This is a genomic window from Tabrizicola sp., from assembly GCF_041911175.1.
GTDB lineage: Bacteria > Pseudomonadota > Alphaproteobacteria > Rhodobacterales > Rhodobacteraceae > Tabrizicola.
This window is the reverse complement of sequence record NZ_JAYRPN010000079.1, coordinates 1-22,903: the sequence shown is the minus strand read 5'-3', so window position 1 is coordinate 22,903 and position 22,903 is coordinate 1. Positions and strand designations below refer to the sequence as shown.

The window sequence follows — 22,903 nt, the reverse complement described above, 5'->3', positions numbered from 1 at the left end:
TGCGAAACCGCTTGCCCGAAGGATCCTCGCGATGCGCCCCTCTGCCTTCACCGCCCCCGGCCGCTTCTGGCGCGGCAACCTGCACACCCATTCCACCCGCTCCGACGGCGTGCTCTCGCCGGAAGAGGTCTGCCGCCGCTACCGGGCCGAAGGCTATGATTTCCTTGCGCTCACCGACCATTTCATCGGCATCTACGGCTATCCGATGGTCGACACGCGCCCCTTCCGCAGCGAAGGCTTCACCACCCTGATCGGCGCCGAGCTTCACTCCGGCGCGCAGTCGAACGGCGAGCTGTGGCACATCCTCGCCGTGGGTCTTCCCGATGACTTCGCGCCGCCCACGACCACCAGCTTCATCGCCGAGCCGGGGCAGGAGTCGGGCCCAGCCATTGCCGCCCGCGCCGTCGCCGCCGGGGCCTTCGTCGCCATCGCCCACCCGCAATGGTCCGGCCTGACGCTGGCCGACGCCCGCACCATCGAGGCCGCCCATGCGGTCGAGATCTACAACCACGGTTGCGCCACCGGCTGCGACCGGCCGGACGGGGCAGGGATCGCCGACCTTCTTCTGACCGAAGGCCGCAGGCTTTCCCTCATCGCCACCGACGACGCGCATTTCCACGAGCCCGACCATTTCGGCGGCTGGGTGATGGTGAAGGCCACCGAGAACACGCCCGAGGCGCTGCTGGCTGCCCTGAAGCGCGGCGATTTCTATTCCTCGCAGGGCCCGCAGATCCATGACGTGCATCTCGACGGCGACAAGGTGGTGGTCGAATGCTCTGCCGCGGTTTCGGTGGTGGCGATGGGTTGGGGCACGGGGGCCAGGGGCGTCCACGGCCATTCCATGACGCGCTGCGAAGTGCCGCTTGACCGTCTGCTCGGCTCGCCCTGGGTGCGCATCTCGGTGATCGACGCCGCCGGGAAACGCGCTTGGTCAAACCCGATCTGGCGCGAGGCGGGCCGGAACCCCCGCATCCTGTAGACCCCCGCGCACCCGGTCGGTCAGCTTGCCTTGTTTGGGGGCCGCAGGGTCAGCCCAGCGTCACCTTCTGGGTGAAGAACACCGGAACGGCGGCTTTCACCGGGTTGGTCCGGTAGCTTTTCAGCCGTTCGATCCGCCGCAGCGCCGGATCTTCGCGCCACACCGCCCGCAGGCACCAGGTCAGCACTGATTTCGAACGGGTCATGGCCTTCTCCCCTTGGCGGTGTTGGTTAATGGATTTCGCACGCATAAGTTGTGCCGCGAATGGCCGATCCAAGGAAAATCCGGGAAAGATGATGGCGACTTCGTGGAAAGGGGCGCGATCTCGAACGATCGGATGAAATCCGCCGCGTTGTTGCACGACGAGGGGCGTCGTTTCCTGTCCAGCCTTGCGCCGATGCCGCCCAACGCCGAAACTGTCCCCGGGAAGGAGGCCCCGAATGCCCGACCGCGCGATGATCGCCGATCCCGACACCTATTTCGCCCAAGGCTGCGGCCGCTGCGACCGTTTCGCGACGCCCGATTGCTCCACCCGCCTGTGGCTTGCGGGTCTGCTCACCCTGCGCCGCATCCTGACCGAAGCGGGCCTGACCGAAACCGCGAAATGGGGCCATCCCTGCTACATGCACGCCGGTCGCAACATCGCCATCATCGGCGCCTTCCGGGGCGATTTCCGCCTGACCTTCTTCAACGCCGCCCTGATGCGGGACCCCGAGGGTGTGCTGGAGAGGCAGGGACCGAACACGAAACACCCCGACTGCCTCCGCTTCACCGACAACGATGGTCCGGCCCGGCTGGAACCGGTGATCCGTGCCTATCTGGCCGAGGCGATGGGCTACGCCGAGCAGGGCCTCCTGCCGCCGAAGGAACCGACCGAGATTGATCTCCCCGACGAACTGGTTGAAGTGCTGGATGCCGATCCCGAACTGGCCGAGGCCTTCGCCGCCCTCACCCCCGGGCGGCAGAAAAGCTGGGCGCTGCATCTGACCAGCTCAAAGACCCCGGCCACGCGCCTTTCGCGTATCGAGAAGGGCCGCGCGAAGATGATGGCCGGGAAAGGTGCCACGGAGTACTGACGTAGGTCGGGCTTCAGCCCGACTCCCCTTGGTGAACCCAGCGTAGACGCCCACAGGCAACCCCTTGAGTCCACAGGGAACCAACGGCCTGCCAAGCGTGGACCCATCAGTTCCCCAAGATCCCCGGCAGCCGCAACCCATGCTCCTTCGCGCAGGCGATGGCCGTCTCATAGCCTGCATCCGCGTGCCGCCAGACCCCCGAGGCCGGGTCGTTCCACAAGACCCGCTCCAGCCGCTTCGCCGCCTCCGGCGTCCCGTCCGCCAGGATCACCACCCCGGCATGCTGGCTGAACCCCATGCCGACCCCGCCGCCGTGATGCAGCGACACCCAGGTCGCGCCGCTCGCGGTGTTGACCAGCGCGTTCAGGAGCGGCCAGTCGGAAACCGCATCCGACCCATCCCGCATCGCCTCCGTCTCCCGGTTCGGGCTTGCGACCGACCCCGAATCCAGATGATCCCGCCCGATCACGATCGGCGCCTTCAACTCACCCGAGGCCACCATCTCGTTGAACATCAGCCCCGCCCGGTGCCGGTCGCCAAGCCCGATCCAGCAGATGCGCGCGGGCAGCCCCTGAAACGCGATCCGCTCGCCCGCCATGTCCAGCCAGCGGTGCAGGTGCTGGTTCTCGGGGAAAAGCCGCTTCATCGCCGCGTCGGTCTTGGCGATATCCTCCGGGTCGCCGGACAGCGCACACCAGCGGAACGGCCCGATCCCCTTGCAGAACAAGGGCCGGATATAGGCGGGCACGAAGCCGGGGAAGGCGAAGGCATTCTCGAAGCCTTCATCCTTCGCCACCTGCCGGATGTTGTTGCCGTAATCCAGCGTCGGAACGCCTGCGTTCCAGAAGCCGACCATCGCCTCGACATGGGTCCGCATCGAATGGCGCGCGGCCTTTTCCACCGCCGCCGGGTCCGTTTCCTGCTTCGCCCGCCATTCGGCCACCGACCAGCCCGCCGGGCAATAGCCGTGCAGCGGATCATGCGCCGAGGTCTGGTCGGTCACGATGTCGGGTCGCATCCCCCCGGCCTGCATCCGCTTCAGCAGTTCCGGGAAGACCTCCGCCGCGTTGCCCAGCAGGCCCACCGACTTCGCCTCGCCCTTCGCGGTCCAGTCCGCGATCATCGCCAGCGCCTCGTCCAGCGTCTTCGCCTTTGCGTCGACGTAACGGGTGCGCAGGCGGAAATCGATCCGCGTCTCGTCGACCTCGACCGCCAGGCAGCAGGCCCCGGCCATCACAGCGGCCAAGGGCTGCGCCCCGCCCATGCCACCCAGACCGCCGGTGAGAATCCATTTCCCCTTCAGATTGCCGCCATAGTGCTGGCGGCCCGCTTCGGCGAAGGTCTCGTAGGTGCCCTGCACGATGCCCTGCGTGCCGATGTAGATCCAGGACCCGGCGGTCATCTGGCCGTACATCATCAGGCCCTTCTTATCCAACTCGTTGAAATGCGCCCAGGTCGCCCAGTGCGGCACGAGGTTCGAGTTCGCGATCAACACCCGCGGCGCGTCCACATGGGTGCGGACGATGGCGATGGGCTTGCCGGACTGCACCACCAGCGTCTCGTCGGCCTCCAGGTCTTTCAACCCCGCGACGATACGGTCGAAATCCTCCCAGGTGCGGGCGGCCCGGCCGATGCCGCCATAGACCACCAGCTCATGCGGGTTTTCGGCCACGTCGGGATGCAGGTTGTTCATCAGCATCCGCATCGCGGCCTCGCCGGCCCAGGTCTTCGCGGTCTTCTCCGGGCCGGTCGGCGGGTAGATGTCGCGCAGGTTGTGACGGGGGTTGGTCATGGGAACCTCTCAGGCAAGAAGGTGGCCAGCGATGATCGTGCGCTGGATTTCGGAAGAGCCCTCGTAGATCCGCAGGATGCGGCAATCGCGGGCGTAACGTTCAAGCGGCATGTCACGGGTGAAGCCGTAGCCGCCATGCAGTTGCAGGGCGCCGTCGGTGACGCGGTGGCGCATTTCCGAGGCGTAGAGCTTGGCCATCGACGCGGCACTGGTGAAGCGCTGACCGGCCTGGCGCTGCCGCGCGGCTTCCAGCGCCAGCAGGCGGGCGGCGGAAAGGTCGGTCGCCATGTCGGCCAGCTGCCAGCGGATGCCCTGGCGGTCGGCCAGCGGCACGCCACCGATGATCCGGGTCTTCGCCCAAGTGGTCGCCGCAGACAGCGCCGCCTGCGCGATGCCGATCGCCATCGCGGCAACCTCGACCCGGCCGTTGTCCAGCACTTTCATCGCGGTGCGAAAGCCGGTGCCTTCCGGGCCAAGGCGGTTCGCCTCGGGCAGCCAGCAGTCGAAATCCAGTTCCCAGACATGGCCGCCGCGCAGGCCCATCGTCCGTTCCGCCCGCCCCGGCACCAGCCCCGGCGTGCCCTTGTCGACCACGAAGGCCGAGATGCCGCGATGCCCCGCCGCAGGATCGGTCACCGCATAGACCACGATGAAATCCGCCACCCCGCCATTCGAGATGAAGCATTTCGCGCCCTTCAGCCGGTAGCCCGCCCCCTCGCGCACCGCGCGGGTCTTCATGTCGGCGGGGTCGGAGCCCGCGTTGCGCTCGGTCAGGGCAAAGGCGCCAAGGCTGCGGCCCTCGGCAGCAGCGGGCAGGTAGCGCGCCTGCAAGGCCGCATCGCCGCCGAGATGCAGCGAATCCGTCGCCAGATAATGCGCCGTCAAGGCCGAGGCGGTAGAGGCACAGGCCCCCGCCACGATCTCCACCGCGCCAAGCAGGCACTCAGCCGAGATGCCCGGCCCGAAAGGCTCCGGCAGGTTGGCGCCCAGCATCCCGGCTTCGGCAAGCTGCGCGAGCTGACGGCGGACGAAGTGCGATTCCTCATCGGTTTCAGCGGCTTCCGGGGCGATCTTCGTCGCGCACAACCGGTCGAGTATGTCGAGGAAGGCGCGTTCCTCTTCGGGCAGCATGTGGAAGAGGTCAGCCATGATGGATCCCCAGACGATGCAGGATGGCGGCACCGTCGGCTCCCAGAGCGGGGGCCGAGGAGGCGGCAACCAGCTTCGCGCCGTCAAAGCGCACCGGCTGGCCCACGGTCGGCGCATGGCCCAGCACCGGATGCGGCAGGTCGGCCACCAGACCCCGGGCCCGGGCATGCGGGCTGGCGGCGGCTTCGGCCAGGCTTTGCACCACGGCGGTCGGAATCCCCGCCGCCGCCAGCGCCTCGGCGGCTTCGGCAGCCGGATGCGTGCCGCTCCAGCCCTCAATCGCGGTGCGGATGCGGGGTTCCTGCAAGGTGCGGCCTTCGTCGGTGGCAAGGGCAGGGTCGGAGGCCAGATCCCCGCGTTCGATCAGCGCGCACAAAGCCTGCCACTGCCGGTCGCCCAGTACGGCGATCACCACCGGACCATCGGCGCAGGCAAAGCAGCCGAAGGGGGTGGACAGCGGATGGCGGTTGCCCACCCGGCGCGGCTCGGCCCCGGCGTAGAACTGCACCGCATGGGCGGTCGGCAAAAGCGAGAACAGCGCGTCGAACATGGCAACGTCGATGGTCGCGCCCTCGCCGGTCGCCTGTCGCCGGTACAGCGCCGCAAGGATCGCCCAGCTGGCATAAAGCCCCGCCATCAGGTCGCCGTAGCTTTCCCCCACCTTCAATGGCGCGCCACCCTCTTCCCCCGTCACCGCCATCAGCCCCGACATCGCCTGCGCGACCAGATCATAGGCCGGCAGATGCGCCGCAGGGCCGGACTGGCCGAAGCCCGAAATCGCGGCATGGATGAGCGACGGCTTTTCCTCCCGCAGTTCCGGGCCCAGTCCCAGACGGCTGGCGACGCCGGGGCGGAAATTTTCCACCACCACGTCGCAGGCCAGCGCGATCTGCCGGGCGACCGCCTGTGCGGCGGGGTCCTTCAGGTCCAGCACGATCGACTGCTTGCCCCGGTTCATCAGCGTGAACAGCGCCGATTCCCCCTGCAGGAACGGGCCGATATGGCGGTAATCGTCACCCTGCGGCGGTTCCAGCTTGATCACCTCGGCCCCGAGATCAGCCAGCAGCGCCGTGCAGAACGGCCCCGCCAGCACGCGGGTCAGGTCCAGGATGCGCAGGCCGTGAAGCGGTTTCATCGCTCAGGCCAGGGCGGGCATCTGAATGCCGGTGGCGGTGGACAGGGCACCGGCAGCCACCAGCGCGGCGGCTTTCGCAAGGTCGGGGGCAAGGTAGCGGTCGTCCTCCAGCGCGCGAACCTCGGTGCGGAGCGCGCGCACGGCGGCTTGCAGCGGGGCGGAGGTCTTCAGCGGCGCGCGGAACTCCACCCCTTGCGCGGCGCACATCGCCTCGACCCCGAGGATCACGTTCAGGTTCTTGACCATCCGGCGCAGGCGGCGGGCACCGTGGGCGGCCATGCTGACATGGTCCTCCTGGTTCGCGCTGGTGGGGGTGGAATCAATCACTGTCGGATGCGCCAGATGCTTGTTTTCGCTCATCAAGGCGGCGGTGGTGACTTCTGCGATCATCAGGCCGGAGTTGAGACCGGGCTTCGGCGTCAGGAAAGCGGGCAGGTCGAAGCTCAGCGTAGGGTCGACCATCAGCGCCACCCGCCGCTGGGCAATCGCCCCGATCTCGGCCAGCGCCATCGCGATCATGTCGGCGGCAAAGCCCACCGGCTCGGCATGGAAGTTGCCGCCACTGACGATCTGCCCGTCCGACAGCACCAGCGGGTTGTCGGTCGCGGCATTGGCCTCGGTCTGCAGGGTGCGCGCCGCCATCCGCAGCACATCCATCGCCGCGCCGGTCACCTGCGGCTGGCAGCGGATGCAATAGGGGTCCTGCACCCGGGTATCGCCCTCGCGGTGGCTGTCGCGGATCTCCGATCCCGCCAGCAGCGCCCGCATCGTGGCCGCCGCGTCGATCTGTCCGGGCTGGCCGCGAAGCGCATGGATTTCCGGCTCCAGGGGCGCGGTCGAGCCCATGATCGCATCGGTCGAGAGCGCCGAGATCACCAGCGCCTCGCGCGCGGCCTGCCAGCCCTGGAAGAGGCCGGCGAGCGCATAGGCGGTGGAAAACTGGGTGCCGTTGATCAGCGCAAGGCCTTCCTTCGCGCCAAGAGTGATCGGCGAAAGCCCTTTTATCGCAAGTGCTTCCGCGCCGGTCTTCACCTGGCCGTCGACCAGTGCCTCGCCATGTCCGATCATCACGGCAGTCATGTGGGCCAGCGGTGCAAGGTCGCCCGAAGCACCCACCGAGCCTTGGTCGGGGATCACGGGGGTCACGCCCTGGGCCAGCATCCCTTCGATGCAGGCCACCACGTCGGGGCGAACGCCCGAAGCCCCGCGGCCCAGCGACAGAAGCTTCAGCACCATCATCAGCCGGGCCACGTCCTCCGGCATCGGCGCGCCCACGCCGCAACAATGGCTGAGGATCAGGTTTTTCTGAAGCGTGGCCGTGTCTTGCGGGGCGATCTTGATGCTGGCCAGCTTGCCGAAGCCGGTGTTCACCCCATAGACCGCCGTTCCGCCATTCGCCGCCGCCGCGATATGGCTCGCCGCGCGTTCGATGCCGGGACGGGCGCTGTCGGCCAGCCGGGCGGGCAGGCCCAGGCGGAAGATGCGCTCAAGTTGCGCCAGCGTGACCTGGCCGGGGATCAGGATTTCAGGCGTCAAGACGGCCTCCGAAAATGCGTTGGTGAAGCGGCGTGGCGCCGATGCGGTAGGCAAGCTCCGCCGGGTGATCGGCGTCCCAGATACAGAGATCGGCGCGCAGGCCGGGGGCGATGCGGCCGCGGTCGGCAAGGCCCAAGGCGTTCGCAGCGTGGGCGGTGGTGCCCAGCAGCGCCTCTTCGGGCGTCAGGCGGAAGAGGGTGCAGGCCATGTTCATCGCCAGCGTCAGCGAAGCCATCGGCGAGGAACCGGGGTTGAGGTCGGTCGCGACCGCCATCGGCACTCCGGCGGCGCGTAGGGCGGCGATGGGGGGGGCCTGCGTCTCGCGCAGGGTGTAGAAGGCGCCGGGCAGGATCACGGCGACGGTGCCCGCCGCTTTCATCGCGGCGATGCCTTCGGGCGAAAGATATTCCAGATGGTCCGCCGACAACGCCCCGTGCCGCGCCGCAAAGGCGGCCCCACCCTGGTCGGTCAGTTGTTCGGCATGCAGCTTTACGGCCAGGCCAAGCGCCCGCGCCTCGGCGAACAGCGGTGCCAGTTCCTCGACCGAGAAGGCGATGTTTTCGCAGAAGGCATCGACGGCATCGACCAGCCCCTCGGCCTGCGCCACCCGCAGCGAGGGGATCGCCACCTCGGCAATATAACCCTTTGCATTGCCTTTGAATTCCGGCGGAATGGCATGGGCGGCAAGATGCGTCGTCTTCACTGTCACCGCGCGCGACTGCCCGATCCTGCGCGCGACGCGCAGCATCTTCAGCTCGTCCGCGATGGTCAGCCCATAGCCCGACTTCACCTCGATGGTCGTGGCTCCGCTGGCGATCAGCTGGTCGACGCGGGGCAGGGCGCGGGCCAGCAGCTCCGCCTCCGACGCCGCCCGCGTCGCCGTCACGGTCGAGAGAATCCCGCCCCCGGCGCGGGCGACCTCCTCATAGCTCGCCCCCTTCAACCGCAGCTCGAACTCCACCGCCCGGTGGCCGCCGAAGACCGCATGGGTGTGGCAGTCGATCAGCCCGGGGGTGACGAGGCGACCTTCCGCGTCATGCCCGGGAAGCGACCGATAGGCGGCAGGCAGGTCGGCCATCGGCCCCGCCCAGACAATCCGCTCGCCCTCCAGCGCCACGGCAGCGTCGGGGATCAGGCCGTAGCCATTCGTCATCGTCGCAAGGGTGGCATGGGTCAGGAGCATCGGCTTGCCTTATGCGTGGTGTATTGGCTAATATGTCTAGACATAATGCAAGTCAAGTGAGTCGCCATGATCCTGCACGCTGAAACCGCACTGCTGCCGGAGGGCTGGGCCAGGGACGTCCGCATCGTGATCGAGGATGGCCGCATCGCCTCGATCAGTCCCGGCCACGCGCCCGAAGGCCTGGCCCACGGCTGCCTGTTGCCCGCGCCGGTCAACCTGCATTCCCACACCTTCCAGCGCGCGATGGCGGGCCTGACCGAGGCGCGGACGGCGGGGCAGGACAGTTTCTGGACCTGGCGGACGCTGATGTACCGCTTCCTCGACCGCCTGAGCCCCGAGGACGTGCAGGCGATTGCCGCGCAGGCGATGGTCGAGATGGCGGAAAGCGGCTTTTCCGCCGATTGCGAATTCCACTACCTGCATCATCCGGTCGGCGGCGGCACCTATGCCGACCCGGCGGAACTGTCGCTGCGGATCGCGGCGGCGGCGTCCGAGACCGGGCTGGGCCTGACCCATCTGCCGGTGATCTACGAACAGGGCGGGGTCGATGGCCGCGCGCTGGCCGGGGGGCAGCTGCGCTTCGGCTCCTCGCCCGAGGTCTATGCGGCCCTGCTGGAGGGGGCAGGGCGGGCGCTCTCCGCGATGCCGGATGCCGTGCTGGGCGTCGCGCCGCATTCGCTGCGGGCAGTCAGCCGGGCGACGCTGGACCGGGTCGCGGGCATGGTGCCGGGCGGGCCGGTGCACATCCACATCGCCGAGCAGGTCGCCGAAGTGACAGAGGTTCAGGCCGCCTGGGGCGCACGTCCCGTCGACTGGGCTGTCGCGAACCTGCCGCTGGACGCCCGGTGGTGCATGATCCACGCCACCCAGATGACGCCCGCCGAAACGGCGGCGCTGGCGAAAACCGGCGCGGTCGCGGGGCTATGCCCGATCACCGAGGCGAACCTCGGCGACGGCATCTTCGACGCGCCCGGCTGGCTGGCCGCCGGGGGCGCCTTCGGCGTCGGCAGCGACAGCAACGTCCGCATTTCCTTGCCCGAGGAATTGCGGCTGCTGGAATATTCCCAGCGGCTGAACCTGAAGGCCCGCGCGGTGATGGCCGACAGCCGCTCGACCGGGCGCTTGCTGTGGCAGGGCGCGGCGAGGGGCGGCGCTCAGGCGGCGGGGCGCGGGGCGGGGGCGATTGCGGTCGGCGAATGGGCCGATCTTCTGGCGCTCGACACCGACGATCTGCGCTTGCAGGGGCTGGGCGGCGACCAGCTTCTCGACGCCTTCGTCTTCGCGGGCCGCGACGGCCTTGTCACCGATCTCTGGTCCGCTGGTCGGCACATCGTCCAGAACGGCCAGCACATCGCCCGCGACGCCATCGCCCACCGCTTCCGCGCCACCATGCGCCGCTTGCGCGAGGCGCTGTGACCCTCGGCTGGGAGGACATCCGCGCCGAAGTCCTGCGCCGCATCCGCGCCCGCGACTGGCCTCCCGGAGCGCTGATTCCGGGAGAGGAGGCGCTGGCCGAGGAATTCGGGGTCGCCCGTGCGACTGTCAACCGCGCGCTGACCGCGCTGGCCGAGGCCGGCGTGGTGGAACGCAAGAAACGCGCCGGGACGCGGGTGGCCGAGCTTCCGGTGCGTCGCGCGCGGCTGGAGATCCCGGTGATCCGGCTGGATGTGATGGGGCGCGGCCTCGCCTACGATTTCAAGCTTCTGGCCGATCGCACCCAGCCCGCCCCGGTCCCCGTCACCGCGCGCCTCGGCCTGCCGGAAGGCACGGCGATGCGCTATCTGGAAACCCTGCATCTGGCAGGCGGGCGGCCTTTCATGCTGGAAACCCGCTGGCTGAACCCCGCCTGCCTGCCCGCGCCCCTGCCGGATTTCACTGCGGTCAGCGCGAACGAATGGCTGGTGACGCATGTCAGCCTCGTCTCCGGCGACATCGCCTTCACCGCCGAACCGGCCAGCCCCCGCGAAGCCGAGGTGATGGGCACCCCCCCCGGCACCGCACTTCTGGTGGCGGAACGGACCACCCACGGGACCAATGGCCCGGTGACGCTGGTCCGCCTCGCCCATGCACCAGGGCACCGGGTGCAGATGCTGTTCTAGGTCTTTGCGGCGATATCCGTGCGACCCTCACCCCCGCCGAACCTGGCTTCGGTAAGGGCGATAAAGTTCCGCACCGTATCGAGCCCAGCGGCCTCTTTCGCCTGCAAGAGCGGAAGCACGCGGTCTTGCGTCGCGCGGGCATGGTCGAGGTCGTCCAACCCATAGGCCACCCCGTATCGGGCAAGCTCATGCTCGGACACCCAAGCCTCGCGAGACGGGTAGAGACCCGGAATCACCACGCTGAGGCAGCCGCAGATCGCGGCATATTGCGAATAGAAGGTGGCCTCGTCGTAGGAGTAGAAGGTCTCGCAGCGGTTGAAGATGCTTGCGATCTCTTGATGCGACAGGTCGTCGATCTGGATGGCATCCGCCGTTTCCGCGATCCTTGGCTTCTCCAACCCTTTGCGGACCATGAAACACGCCCCGCTCCGATCCTTGCGGCCTTCGTTGCGATAGATCGGGTTGACCTTCCAGAGGAAGAGATCAGGTGCACCGCCTGTGACCTCGGGAAGGTCGAACATTTCGCCGACCCGGAAGAACATCTCGTCCGGGCCGAACTCGTAGGGATACAGCAGGCCCGGTCGATACATCAGCCAGCGGACCACCTTCTGCGCCTTCAGTGGGTTTCCGAGCACGATTTCCGGATAGATCACCACGCTCTTGCGCAGATCGTCCGGCTTGGCCAGTGGCAGTTTCCGGCCTGGGGCAAACGCGAACCACGGCCCCCGCCACAGCAGCGACGGATGCTGGAAGGCCGCTTTGACCCAGGCGACCGGATGCCCCGGGGCGGGATTGTGCACCGGCCACATCTTTACTTTCGCGCCCAGGTCGTCCAGCGCATAGGCCAGTTCGTGAAGAAAGATCGCGCCCCCGCCATCGGGGTTGTAGGGCGGGGCAACCACAACGTAGCTCAGGTTCATTCATCTGACTCCCGTGCCAGCGCCGAAAGGCAGGCCCGGATCGAAGCGTCGTCCGCGGCCGGCACAATCTTTCCAGGCAGGGCACCCGCACTCGCTTCAAACGCATACAGGCTGAAATATCCCATGCCTTGCGACCTCAGTTTTGCAGAAGCCAGGTTCTGGCCGTAGCGATGATCTCATCCACCGCGCTGTCCTCCAGCGCCCAGAACATCGGCAGCCGCGCGAGGCGGGCCGAGATGTCGTCGGTGACCGGCAGGGCGCCATCGGCGCGACCATAGCGCAGTCCCGCCGGGGCGGAGTGCAGCGGAACATAGTGGAACGGTGTCACGATCCCCGCGTTCCGCATATGGGCGATGAAGGCGTCCCGGTCGTCGATGTCGCGCAGCAGCAGGTAGAACATGTGCCCGTTGCCCGTCACGCCTTGCGCCGCATGGGGCAAGCCCACCCGGCCTGCATCCTCCAGATCGGCGAAGCCGGTCGCATAGCGGTCGAATATCGCAAGCCGCCGGTCGCGGATGGCATCTGCATGGTCCAACTGCCCGGCGAGGAAGGCGGCGATCAGTTCACCGGGCAGCATGGAGGACCCGAGGTCGACCCAGGTATACTTGTCCACCTGTCCCCGCAGGAAGCGCGAGCGGTTGGTGCCCTTCTCGCGAATGATCTCGGCGCGCTCCACCAGTTCGGGACGTGTCAGGGTCAGCGCGCCGCCTTCGCCGCTGATGATGTTCTTGGTCTCGTGGAAGCTGAAGGCAGCCATGTCGCCCAGCGACCCGGCCGGCCTGCCGTTCAAGGACGATCCCAGGGCCTGCGCCGCATCCTCGACAAGAAGCAGCCCGTGGTCGCGGGCGGTCTCGGCCAGCCGGTCCATCGCGGCGGGGAAACCCGCGTAATGCACGGCAAAGATGGCTTTCGTCCGGGCCGTCACCGCGCGGGCAGCGGCTTCGGGGCTGATGTTCAGCGTCGCGCGGTCGATGTCCACGAACACCGGAACCGCGCCGCGCAGGGCCACGGCATTGGCGGTGGAAACGAAAGTGAACGAGGGCATGATGACCTCGTCCCCCGGCGCGAGATCACACAGAAGGGCCGCCATCTCAAGTGCCGCGGTGCAGGAATGCGTGATAAGTGCGGTCGCCCCCCCGGTCATCTCCGAGATCCGGCGGTTGCACTGGCGGGTGAACTTGCCGTCTCCCGATAGCTGGCCTAAATCAACGGCCTTGAGCAGATTGTCGAGTTCGCAACCTACGATAGATGGTTTGTTGAACGGAATATTCCGCATTGGCAATGCGCACTTATCCATTTGATGCAGGCCTTGGCGTAGCAGAGTCATTCTCCGCAAGTCAAGCCGCAGGGCGGGCGGCTGTCCGCATCGGAAGACCATACGCGCGGGGCGCGCGGATTGACGGCACGGCCGACGTTGCCGATGGCCCGGTCACTACCCGAAATGCCGGGCGACCAGCTGCGTCAGCTTGCGGTGCAGCGGCAGCGTCCGGTGCCGGATATGGATCGCGGCGAAGACCGGCTGGCGCAGGTCGGGGGCGTCCTCCACCGCCATGAAGCGGCCCCCGGCGACCAGATCGGCGGCGGTTTTCTCCAGCACATAGCCCGACCCGCCCATCGCCATCAGCAGCGAGACGACCGAGCCGGATTGCCCGACCGACACCGCAGCCGTGGCAAGGTCGGGGGTCAGCTGGCGGTGCATCTCCTCGAAGGCGGGGGAGAAATGCGCAAAGACGAAACGGCCTGGGGTCACTTCGGCAAGGCGCGGGGTATCGGTCGAGATCATCCGGTAGCTCACCTCGCCCACGCTTTCGAAATGCAGGTCGGGGTGGGGCTTGGGGCTGAACATCACCGCGAAGTCGAGGATGCCAGTCAAGAGGTCGGCGCACATCTGGTTGGAATAATCGGGTTCGATGTAGAAGGCGGTCTCCGGGACCGCCGCCCGAAACCGCGCCACCCAGTCGCCCAGATAGACCGCCGCCAGGTCGTTCTGGATGCCGAGGCGCAGAAGCTGCGACGCGCCCTGCGGGATCTGGATGCGGCGCCGCGCCTCATTCCATTCATGGCGCAGCGCGCGGGCATGGGGCTCGAAGCGCTTGCCTTCCGGGGTCAGGTCGGTGCCTGCGCGCGAGCGGTCGAAGAGCCGGGACCCCACCGCCTGTTCCAGCGCGGTGACCCGGGCCGAGACGGTGGACTGGGTGATCCTGAGACGCTCGGCCGTGCGGTGGAAGCTGCGGGTCTCGGCAAGGTCGAGGAAGGTGTCGAGGAGGTCGATCTGCATGGGTCGCCGCTGCGCTGGTGGCAGGCCCCGGGGGCGCTTCGCCCCCCGGACCCCCCGAGGATATTTGGGCAAATGTGAAAGGCGTGATCGGGTTTGTCGATCAATAGCCCGGTTCCGCCCGAATTGAAAGCGGGCGCTTGGCGGCAGATAGTGGCGCAAGCTTCGGGAGGGCGGTCATGGCGGAATTTGCGCAAGCGCGGGTGGTGATCATCGGGGGCGGGGCGGTCGGGGCCTCGGCGCTGTACCATCTGGCGAAGGCGGGCTGGACCGACTGCCTGCTCCTGGAGAAGAACGAGCTGACCGCCGGGTCGACCTGGCACGCGGCGGGGAACGTGCCGACCTTCTCCGCCAGCTGGTCGATCATGAACGTGCAGCGCTATTCGGCCAACCTCTACCGGGGCCTCGGGCAGGCGGTGGACTATCCGATGAACTACCATGTCACCGGCTCGGTGCGGCTGGGCCATTCGAAGGAACGGTTGCAGGAATTCAAGCGCGTCGTCGGCATGGGGCGCTATCAGGGGATGGACCTGACGATCCTGTCGCCGGACGAGATCCGCTCGAAATACCCCTTCGTCGAGACCCACGACCTGACCGGTGCGCTCTATGATCCCTATGACGGCGACATCGACCCGGCGCAGCTGACCCAGGCGCTGGCGGCGGGCGCCCGCAAGCTGGGGGCGCGGATCGAGCGCTTCTGCCCGGTGACGGCGGCGCGCTGGACCGGGGCGGAATGGATCCTCAGCACCCCCAAGGGCGAGGTTCGCGCCGAATATGTCGTCAACGCGGGCGGCTATTACGCGGCGCAGGTGGGGGCGATGTTCGGGCGGCGCGTCCCGATGATGGTGATGAGCCACCAGTACATGCTGTTCGACACCATCCCGGAACTGGAGGCCTGGACCAAGGAGGTCGGCCACAAGCTGCCTTTGCTGCGCGATGTCGACTCCAGCTACTACCTGCGGCAGGAGAAGATGGGCTTCAACCTCGGCCCCTACGAGGAAACCTGCCGCGCGCATTGGGCGACGCCCGACGACCCGATGCCGGAGGATTTCAGCTTCCAGCTCTTCCCCGACGACCTGGAACGGCTGGAATGGCACATCGAGGACGCCATGGCCCGGGTGCCCTTGTTGCAGAAGGCGGCGCTGACCAAGGTGATCAACGGCCCGATCCCTTACACCCCCGACGGCAACCCCCTGATCGGCCCGATGCCCGGAGTGCCCAACGCCTTCGAGGCCTGCGTCTTCACCTTCGGCATCTGTCAGGCGGGCGGCGCGGGCAAGGTGCTGGCGGAATGGGTGACCGAAGGCGGCACCGAATGGGACATGTGGTCCTGCGATCCCCGCCGGTTCACGGGCTGGGAGGATCACGACTATCTGGTCGCCAAGGGCAAGGAAGTCTACGGCCACGAATACGGCATGCATTTCCCGATGGCCCGCTGGCCCGCCGCCCCCGACCGCAAACTGTCGCCAGTGCATGACAGGCTGAAAGCCCTCGGCGCCCAGTTCGCGCCCTACAACGGCTGGGAGCGCGCGGAATGGTTCGCCCAAGCCGGGGACGACACCTCCTGGGAGGCGACCCAGACCTGGGGCCGCGCCGGTCCGTGGGAACCGCGCATCCACGCCGAGGTGGAGGCGGTGCGCGATGGCGTGGGCGTCCTGGACCTGCCGGGCTTCACCCGCCTGCGCCTGACGGGACCGGGCGCGCGGGCGCATCTCGCAAGCCTCACGGCGTCGAAACTGCCGCAGCCGGGGCGCACCGGCCTCCTCTATTTCGCCGACGACAGGGGCCGCATCGTCACCGAAATGACCTGCCTGCCGTTCTCGGACGAGGACGTGGGCGTCATCACCGCCGCCGTCGCGCAGGGCCATGACGCCGACATCTTGCGGAAGGGGCTGCCCGAGGGCGTGGTGCTGGAGGACTGGACCGACAAGATCCACTGCTTCATCGTCACCGGCCCCAAGGCGCGCGACCTGCTGGCGGGGATCGCCGAGGCCGACCTGACGCTGCCCTGGCTGTCCGTCCAGTATTTCGCCAAGGTTGCGGGCAAGGATGTGGCCCTGCTCCGCGTCTCCTTCGCCGGGGAACTCGGCTGGGAGATCCACTGCGACCGGGGGGACGCCCCGGCCATTTACGAGGCGCTGCTGGCGGGGGGCGCGAAGCCCTTCGGGATGCGCGCGCTGAATGCGATGCGGATTGAAAAGGGCTATCGCGCCTGGAAGGGCGACCTTTCCACCGATTATTCGTTGCTGGAAGGCGGGCTGGAACGGTTCATCGACTGGACCCACGACTTCCCCGGCAAGGCGGCTTTGCAGGCCGAGAAACAGCGCGGCGTGAAGAAGCGCTTCGTCTCGCTGAAGGTCGAGGCGGGGGAGTGTGATGCGCCCTACATGTCGACGCTCTGGCACGGTGGTCAGGTGGTGGGCGAGACGACCTCGGGCGCCTGGGGCTACCGGGTCGGGCATTCGCTGGCGCTGGGCATGTTGCGGGCGGACCTCGCCGTGCCGGGAACCGAAGTCGAGGTGGAAATCTTCGGCGACCGGGTGAAGGCCACGGTGCTGGCGGATGGCCCGGCCTGGGACGCTAGGAACGAACGCATCCGCGCATGACGGAGGGTGGACCGGGGGCCAGCCCCCGGACCCCCGGGATATTTGGACCAGTATGAAAGACCGGATGAATGGCTGAGATTCCTACCAAAGCACGCGCAGTTGTCATCGGGGGCGGGGTCTCGGGCTGTTCGGTGGCCTATCATCTGGCCAAGGCAGGATGGAGCGATGTGGTGCTCTTGGAACGCCGCAAGCTCACCTCCGGCACCACCTGGCACGCGGCGGGGTTGATCGGCCAGCTGCGCGGGTCGGCGAACATGACGCGGCTCGCCAAGTATTCGGCGGATTTGTATCGCGGGTTGGAGGCGGAGACCGGGGTTGCCACCGGCATGAAGCAGGTCGGCTCGATTTCTGTGGCCTTGACCAAGGAGCGCCATGAAGAGTTGCTGCGACAGGCCACCGTCGCGCGCATCTTCGATGTGGAGGTGCATGAGATCAGCCCGTCCGAGGCCAAGGCGAAATACCCCCACCTGAACATCGACGGCGTGGTCGGCGCGGTGGCACTGCCCTTGGACGGCCAGTGCGACCCGGCCAACATCGCGATGGCCTTGGCCAAGGGCGCCCGGATGCGGGGCGCGAAGATCTTCGAGAACACGCTGGTCACGGGTGTCACCACCGCCGGGGGGCGCGTCACCGGAGTGGATTATGAGACGGCGGAGGGGCCGGGGCATATTCAGGCCGACGTGATCGTCAACTGCGGCGGCATGTGGGGCAGGGACCTTGCCTTGCAGAACGGCGTCACCCTGCCGCTCCATGCCTGCGAGCATTTCTACCTGATCACCGAACCCGTCGCGGGCCTTGACCCGATGACCCCGGTGCTGCGCGTCCCCGACGAATGCGCCTATTACAAGCAGGACGCGGGGAAGATGATGCTGGGGGCCTTCGAGCCGAAGGCAAAGCCCTGGGGCATGGACGGCATCCGCAAGGACTTCGAGTTCGACACGCTGCCCGAGGACTGGGACCATTTCATGCCCATCCTGGAACATGCGATGCACCGGATGCCGCTCTTCCAGACCGCAGGCATCCACACCTTCTTCAACGGGCCGGAGTCCTTCACCCCCGACGACCGCTACTACCTGGGCGAGGCGCCCGAGGTGAAAGGCTATTGGATCGCCGCCGGATACAATTCCATCGGCATCGTCTCGTCGGGCGGCGCGGGGCAGGCGCTGGCGCATTGGATCACCGAAGGCGAGCCGCCCTTCGACCTCTGGGAAGTCGACATCCGCCGGGCGCAGCCGTTCCAGAAGAACCGCAAGTATCTGAAGGACCGGGTCAGCGAGACGCTGGGCCTCCTCTACGCTGATCATTTCCCCTACCGGCAGGTCGTCACCTCCCGAGGCGTCCGGCGCTCGCCGATCCATGATCAGCTTGCCGCCCGTGGCGCGGTCTTTGGCGAGGTCGCCGGTTGGGAACGCGCCAACTGGTTCGCGAACGAAGGGCAGGAGCGGGAATATCGCTACAGCTGGAAGCGGCAGAACTGGTTCGACAACCAGAAGGCCGAACACATGGCGGTGCGGGAAGCGGCGGGCCTCTTCGACATGACCAGCTTCGGGAAAATCCGCATCGAGGGCCGCGACGCCTGCGCCTTCCTGAACCGGATTTCCTCGGCCCAGATGGATGTGGCGCCGGGGCGGATCGTCTACACCATGTTCCTCAATGATCGCGGGGGGATAGAGGCCGATCTTACCGTGACGCGGCTCTCCGAGACCGCTTTCCTCGCTGTGGTCCCCGGTGCCACCCTGCAACGCAACCTCGCCTGGATGCGGGCCAACCTCGGCGACGACTTCGCCGTCATCACCGATGTCACCGCCGCCGAAAGCGTCCTCTGCCTGATGGGCCCGCAGTCGCGCGAGGTGCTGGCGAAAGTCTCACCGAACGACTTCAGCAATGCCGGACATCCCTTTGGCCATGCTGCGGAAATCGAGATCGGCATGGGCCTCGCCCGCGCGCATCGTGTCACTTACGTCGGCGAGCTGGGCTGGGAGCTTTACGTCAGCGCCGACCAGACTGCCCATGTCTTCGAGGCGATCATGGAGGCCGCGCCCGACCTCAAGCTTTGTGGCCTCCATACCCTCGACTCCTGCCGGATCGAGAAAGCCTACCGCCACTGGGGCCATGACATCACCGATGAGGATCATGTGCTGGAAGCGGGCCTCGGCTTCACCGTCAGCCGCAAGAAACCCGCCTTCATCGGGCGCGAGGCGGTGCTGCGCCGCGAACAGCAGGGCCTCGACCGCAAGCTCCTGCAGTTCCGCCTCAAGGACCCCGAACCGCTCCTCTTCCACAACGAAGCCATTGTCCGCGATGGGAAAATCGTCGGCCCCGTCACCTCCGGCGCCTATGGCCACCATCTCGGCGGCGCCATCGGCATGGGCTATGTCCCGGCCAAGGGTCAGTCGGACGACGACATCCTTGGCGCGCGCTATGAAATCGAGGTCGCGGGCCAGCGGCATGAGGCCATCGCCAGCCTCGCCCCGCTGTACGACCCGAAATCCGAAAGGATCCGCGCATGACACTGGCCGCCCGCCACCAGACCTTCCACGACCTGCATCAGCAGGGCTGCTTCGTGATCCCGAATCCCTGGGACCGGGGCAGCGCGCAGATGATGGCGGCGCTGGGGGCCAAGGCGCTGGCCACCAGTTCCGCCGCCCATGCCTTCACCCTCGGTCGCGCCGACGGCGGCACCGTCAGCCGCGACGAGGCGCTGGCCCATGCGCAGGACCTGATCTCCGCCACGCCGCTCCCCGTCTCCGGCGATTTCGAGAACGGCTTCGGCGACGCGCCCGAGGATGTCGCCGAAACCGTCCGCCTGTCGGGTGAGGCGGGCCTGTCGGGCATCAGCGTCGAGGACACCCGGATGATCTCCGGCAATCCGCCCTACGCCTTCGATCTGGCGGTGGAACGCATCAAGGCCGGGGCCGCCGCCGCCCGCGCGCTGAACCGCCCCTTCATCTTCTGCGCCCGCGCCGACGGCGTCATGCACGGCACCTACGATCTCAAGGAAGCCATTCGCCGCCTGCAGGCCTTCGAGGCCGCCGGGGCCGACCTCCTCTACATCCCCGTGCCCCCCGGACCCGCAGAACTGAGGCAGATCGTCGCCTCCGTGACCAAGCCGGTGAACGCCCTCGCCGCCGGACCGCTCAAACAACTCACCGTCGCAGAACTCGCAACAATCGGCGTCCGCCGCATCTCCACCGGCAGCCAGATTGCCCGGCTGACCCACGCCGCGATCCGCGATGCCACCACCGCCATGCTCGATCACGGCAGCTTTGCCCCCCTTGCCGGCACTGCCAGTGGTGACGAAATCGACGCGCTTCTCCTGAAAGGAGCCTCCCAATGACCGACATGCCCGACATCGGCGAAACCTGCGAACCCACCCGCGCCCGCCGCTCCGGCGGTCGTCAGGCCCGCGTTGCCCTGCGCGCCGCCCCCCTGGCCGACGACGTGAAACCCGTCCGCGCGGGCCTGCCCGGCGGCCAGTACAAGCCGCTGACCGAAGTCGCGGTCCAGCAGATCCACGCCGCTGCGCTGGATGCGCTGGAGCAGATCGGCCTCTCCCAGGCCCCGCCCTCCGGCGTGAAGCTGCTGACCGAGGCGGGCGCCATCCAAGGCGACGACGGCCGCATCCGCTTCCCCCGCGCGCTGGTCGAGGACATGCTCACCAAGGCCGCGCGCAACATCACCCTGCACGCCCGTGACCCGAAGCACGACCTGCATCTGACCGGGACCAATGTCCACTACGGCACGGCAGGCGCGGCGGTCCATATCGTCGACCCCGTCACGCTGGACTACCGCGAGTCGACTGCGCAGGACCTCTATGACGCGGCCCGTCTCGTCGACAACCTCGACAACATCCATTTCTACCAGCGCACGATGGTGTGCCGGGATGTCACCGACAACAAGGAGATGGACCTCAACACGCTGTACGGCTGTCTTGCAGGCACCACCAAGCACGTCGGCACCAGCTTCTCCGACCCGTCCCACGTCGCCGATTGTTTCGAAATGCTGCACATGGTTGCGGGTGGCGAGGAGAAATGGCTGGAACGGCCCTTCGTCTCGAACTCGAACTGCTTCGTCGTGCCGCCGATGAAATTCGCCGAGGAATCCTGCATCACGATGGAGGATTGCATCCGGCGCGGCATGCCGATGCTTCTGCTGAGCGCCGGTCAGGCCGGGGCCACCTCGCCCGCGCCGATCGCGCTGACCATCGTGCAGGCGGTGGCCGAATGCCTCGCGGGCGTGGTCTATGTCAACGCGATCAAGCCCGGCGCCCCGGCGATCTTCGGCACCTGGCCCTTCGTTTCCGATCTGCGAACAGGCGCCATGTCCGGCGGCAGCGCGGAACAGGCTCTGCTCACCGCCGGTTGCGCCCAGATGCACCGGTTCTACGACCTGCCGGGCGGCGCGGCGAGCGGTATCAGCGACAGCAAGCTCCCCGACATGCAGGCGGGCTGGGAACAGGGGATCACCAACGCGCTTGCCGGGTTGGCTGGCCTGAACATGTGCTACGAGGCGGTCGGCATGCACGCCTCGCTCCTCGGCTTCTGCCTCGAAAGCCTCGTCCTCGGCGACGACCTTCTTGGCCAGGCCATGCGGCTGGTGCGCGGCATCGACGTGACGCCGGACAGCACCTCCCTCGACGCGATGAAGCAGGTTTGCCTCGGCGGGCCGGGACACTATCTCGGCAGCGACCAGACGCTGAAGCTGATGCAGACCGAATACATCTACCCCAACGTCGGCAACCGCATGTCGCCGAAGGAATGGAACGAGGCCGGCAAGCCGCTGCTCCTTGACACCGCCATCGCCCGGAAGAACGCGATCCTGGGCAAGGCGGGCTGCCGGATCGAGCCAGAGCTTGACGCGATGATCCGAAAGCGGTTCAACATCTACTTCAGGTAGCGCGCGCAACGCACGGGAAAGACGCAGGAAATGCACTACGGCTATATCGGCCTCGGCAACCTTGGCGGCCATCTGGCGGCAAGCCTTCTGCAAGCGGGCCACCGCGTCACCGTCTATGACCGCAACGCCAAGCTCGCCGAGCGCCACGCCGCGCTGGGGGCGACAGTCGCGCCCTCGGTTTCGGCGCTGGCCGAAACGGTGGACCATGTCTTCACCTGCCTGCCCAATCCCGCCGTGTCCGAAGCCGTGCTGGCCGAACTGATGACCGGGCTCAAAGCGGGTGCGACCTGGATCGAGAATTCCACCCTCGGCCGCGATGACGTGCTGCGCCTTGCGGGCCTTGCCCGGATCGGCGAGGTGCGCCTCTTGGAGGCTCCGGTGACTGGCGGCGTCCATCTGGCCGCGCGGGGCGAGATCACCGTGCTTCTGGGCGGCGACCAGGATCTGGTCGACCTGCACCGCCCGGCGCTGTCGGTGATCGGCAAGCGGCTCTTCCACATGGGGCCGCTCGGCTCGGCGGCGATCATCAAGGTCATCACCAACATGCTGGCCTTCATCCACCTCAAGGCGACCTCGGAAGCGCTGATGCTGGCGAAGCGGGGCGGGCTGGACCTCGGCCAGGCATGGCACGCGATTGCAGCAAGTTCTGGAAACAGTTTCGTCCATGAAACCGAAGGCGCGCTGATCCTGAACGGCTCCTACGACATCGCCTTCAACATCGACCTTGCGCTGAAGGACCTGGGTTTCGCGCTTGGCTTCGGCAAGGAATTCGGCGTGCCGCTCGACCTCGCCTCGATCACGCAGCAGACCTATATCGCGGCCAGGGCGGCCTTCGGCGGCGAGGCGCAGTCGCCGATGATCGCCAAGTTGCTGGAGGACCTTCTGCACACCGACCTTCGCGCCGAAGGCTTCCCGGCGCGGCTGGAGTGACGGCTTGAGAGGCCCGGGGACGCGGGTTAAGCTTCGGTAAACGCCCGCGACCAAGCCTTTGATTTCATTGCGGGTCCGAATCTTGTCCACTGTGGACAGAAGGAGCCGCCATGACCGCCGACACCGACGCCCGCATCGCCCGCCTGCTCCATCACCGCAAGGCGGGCCTTGCCCTCGGCGACCCCGTCGTCCCCCCGATCTCGGTCGCGACGACCTTCCACCTGCCCGAGGCGCAGGGGGCCTCGCATTACTACGGCCGCTCCGGCCAGCCGACCTGGGACGCGGTGGAGGCGCAGCTGGCGATCCTCGAAGCCGCAGAAGTGGTCG

At 67.5% G+C, this 22,903-nt stretch carries 18 protein-coding genes and 1 pseudogene; 10 read left to right on the top strand and 9 right to left on the bottom strand.

Annotation, left to right across the window (positions count from 1 at the left end):
* The first annotated feature begins 31 nt into the window (after window positions 1–31).
* Window positions 32–979, top strand: a complete 948-nt coding sequence (locus ACE3P6_RS10330; RefSeq protein WP_374394540.1) for a CehA/McbA family metallohydrolase — start codon at window positions 32–34, stop codon at window positions 977–979.
* A 49-nt stretch (window positions 980–1,028) separates the two neighbouring features.
* Here the strand turns inward: ACE3P6_RS10330 and ACE3P6_RS10325 are convergent, their stop codons facing one another.
* Window positions 1,029–1,184: a hypothetical protein gene (locus tag ACE3P6_RS10325; RefSeq protein ID WP_374394537.1), complete on the bottom strand. Its 156-nt coding sequence runs from the start codon at window positions 1,182–1,184 to the stop codon at window positions 1,029–1,031.
* 235 nt (window positions 1,185–1,419) lie between these two features.
* Here ACE3P6_RS10325 and ACE3P6_RS10320 point away from each other — a divergent pair, with 235 nt between their 5' ends.
* A complete protein-coding gene (locus tag ACE3P6_RS10320; RefSeq protein ID WP_374394535.1) occupies window positions 1,420–2,055 on the top strand; it encodes a YdeI family protein in 636 nt (211 codons plus the stop codon).
* Between the two features lie 106 nt (window positions 2,056–2,161).
* Here ACE3P6_RS10320 and hutU read toward each other — a convergent pair whose 3' ends face one another.
* Genes hutU through hutI form a run of 5 tightly spaced genes read right to left on the bottom strand, consistent with a single transcriptional unit; the run spans window position 2,162 to window position 8,850 of the window.
* Complete coding sequence (hutU, locus tag ACE3P6_RS10315; RefSeq protein ID WP_374394534.1) at window positions 2,162–3,847, bottom strand: urocanate hydratase; 1,686 nt, start codon at window positions 3,845–3,847, stop codon at window positions 2,162–2,164.
* A 9-nt stretch (window positions 3,848–3,856) separates the two neighbouring features.
* A complete protein-coding gene (locus ACE3P6_RS10310) occupies window positions 3,857–4,996 on the bottom strand; it encodes an acyl-CoA dehydrogenase family protein (protein ID WP_374394533.1) in 1,140 nt (379 codons plus the stop codon).
* Window positions 4,989–6,131 (bottom strand): CaiB/BaiF CoA transferase family protein, encoded by a 1,143-nt coding sequence (locus ACE3P6_RS10305; protein WP_374394532.1) that lies wholly within the window; start codon window positions 6,129–6,131, stop codon window positions 4,989–4,991. Before ACE3P6_RS10305 ends, ACE3P6_RS10310 begins: the two co-directional genes overlap by 8 nt.
* Before the next feature lie 3 nt (window positions 6,132–6,134).
* Window positions 6,135–7,667, bottom strand: a complete 1,533-nt coding sequence (gene hutH / locus ACE3P6_RS10300; protein ID WP_374394530.1) for a histidine ammonia-lyase — start codon at window positions 7,665–7,667, stop codon at window positions 6,135–6,137.
* Window positions 7,657–8,850: an imidazolonepropionase gene (gene hutI / locus ACE3P6_RS10295; RefSeq protein WP_374394527.1), complete on the bottom strand. Its 1,194-nt coding sequence runs from the start codon at window positions 8,848–8,850 to the stop codon at window positions 7,657–7,659. The genes hutH and hutI overlap by 11 nt, the downstream gene beginning before the upstream one ends.
* A gap of 66 nt (window positions 8,851–8,916) precedes the next feature.
* On the opposite strand from hutI, the gene ACE3P6_RS10290 reads away from it, so the two are divergent.
* A complete protein-coding gene (locus tag ACE3P6_RS10290) occupies window positions 8,917–10,266 on the top strand; it encodes a formimidoylglutamate deiminase (protein WP_374394524.1) in 1,350 nt (449 codons plus the stop codon).
* Entirely contained in the window at window positions 10,263–10,949 is a 687-nt protein-coding gene (locus tag ACE3P6_RS10285) for a GntR family transcriptional regulator (protein WP_374394521.1), read from the top strand. Before ACE3P6_RS10290 ends, ACE3P6_RS10285 begins: the two co-directional genes overlap by 4 nt.
* On the opposite strand, the gene ACE3P6_RS10280 is transcribed toward ACE3P6_RS10285, so the two are convergent.
* The 3 genes from ACE3P6_RS10280 to ACE3P6_RS10270 all read right to left on the bottom strand — a co-directional run bounded on the left by ACE3P6_RS10280 (window position 10,946) and on the right by ACE3P6_RS10270 (window position 14,147).
* A complete protein-coding gene (locus ACE3P6_RS10280; protein WP_374394518.1) occupies window positions 10,946–11,869 on the bottom strand; it encodes a hypothetical protein in 924 nt (307 codons plus the stop codon). The two genes, ACE3P6_RS10285 and ACE3P6_RS10280, sit on opposite strands and share 4 nt — an antisense overlap.
* Window positions 11,870–12,005: 136 nt before the next feature.
* Complete coding sequence (gene rffA / locus ACE3P6_RS10275; RefSeq protein WP_374394515.1) at window positions 12,006–13,145, bottom strand: dTDP-4-amino-4,6-dideoxygalactose transaminase; 1,140 nt, start codon at window positions 13,143–13,145, stop codon at window positions 12,006–12,008.
* Between the two features lie 156 nt (window positions 13,146–13,301).
* Window positions 13,302–14,147, bottom strand: a complete 846-nt coding sequence (locus ACE3P6_RS10270) for a LysR family transcriptional regulator (protein ID WP_374394513.1) — start codon at window positions 14,145–14,147, stop codon at window positions 13,302–13,304.
* A 176-nt stretch (window positions 14,148–14,323) separates the two neighbouring features.
* Between ACE3P6_RS10270 and ACE3P6_RS10265 the strand changes: the two genes are divergently transcribed.
* From ACE3P6_RS10265 to ACE3P6_RS10240, 6 genes and pseudogenes are all read left to right on the top strand, one after another.
* Window positions 14,324–16,750 carry an FAD-dependent oxidoreductase gene (locus ACE3P6_RS10265; protein ID WP_374394511.1) on the top strand — a complete coding sequence of 809 codons (2,427 nt, stop codon included), beginning with the start codon at window positions 14,324–14,326 and terminating at the stop codon, window positions 16,748–16,750.
* A 68-nt stretch (window positions 16,751–16,818) separates the two neighbouring features.
* Window positions 16,819–19,260 carry an FAD-dependent oxidoreductase gene (locus ACE3P6_RS10260; RefSeq protein WP_374394508.1) on the top strand — a complete coding sequence of 814 codons (2,442 nt, stop codon included), beginning with the start codon at window positions 16,819–16,821 and terminating at the stop codon, window positions 19,258–19,260.
* The gene (locus ACE3P6_RS10255; RefSeq protein ID WP_374394505.1) at window positions 19,257–20,087 is read left to right on the top strand and encodes an oxaloacetate decarboxylase; all 831 of its coding nucleotides are present in this window, start codon (window positions 19,257–19,259) and stop codon (window positions 20,085–20,087) included. Before ACE3P6_RS10260 ends, ACE3P6_RS10255 begins: the two co-directional genes overlap by 4 nt.
* Window positions 20,088–20,092: 5 nt before the next feature.
* A complete protein-coding gene (locus tag ACE3P6_RS10250; RefSeq protein WP_374394808.1) occupies window positions 20,093–21,646 on the top strand; it encodes a trimethylamine methyltransferase family protein in 1,554 nt (517 codons plus the stop codon).
* 30 nt (window positions 21,647–21,676) lie between these two features.
* Window positions 21,677–22,576: an NAD(P)-dependent oxidoreductase gene (locus ACE3P6_RS10245; protein ID WP_374394502.1), complete on the top strand. Its 900-nt coding sequence runs from the start codon at window positions 21,677–21,679 to the stop codon at window positions 22,574–22,576.
* 110 nt (window positions 22,577–22,686) lie between these two features.
* A pseudogene (locus ACE3P6_RS10240) lies at window positions 22,687–22,903 on the top strand (hypothetical protein); the annotation flags it as partial.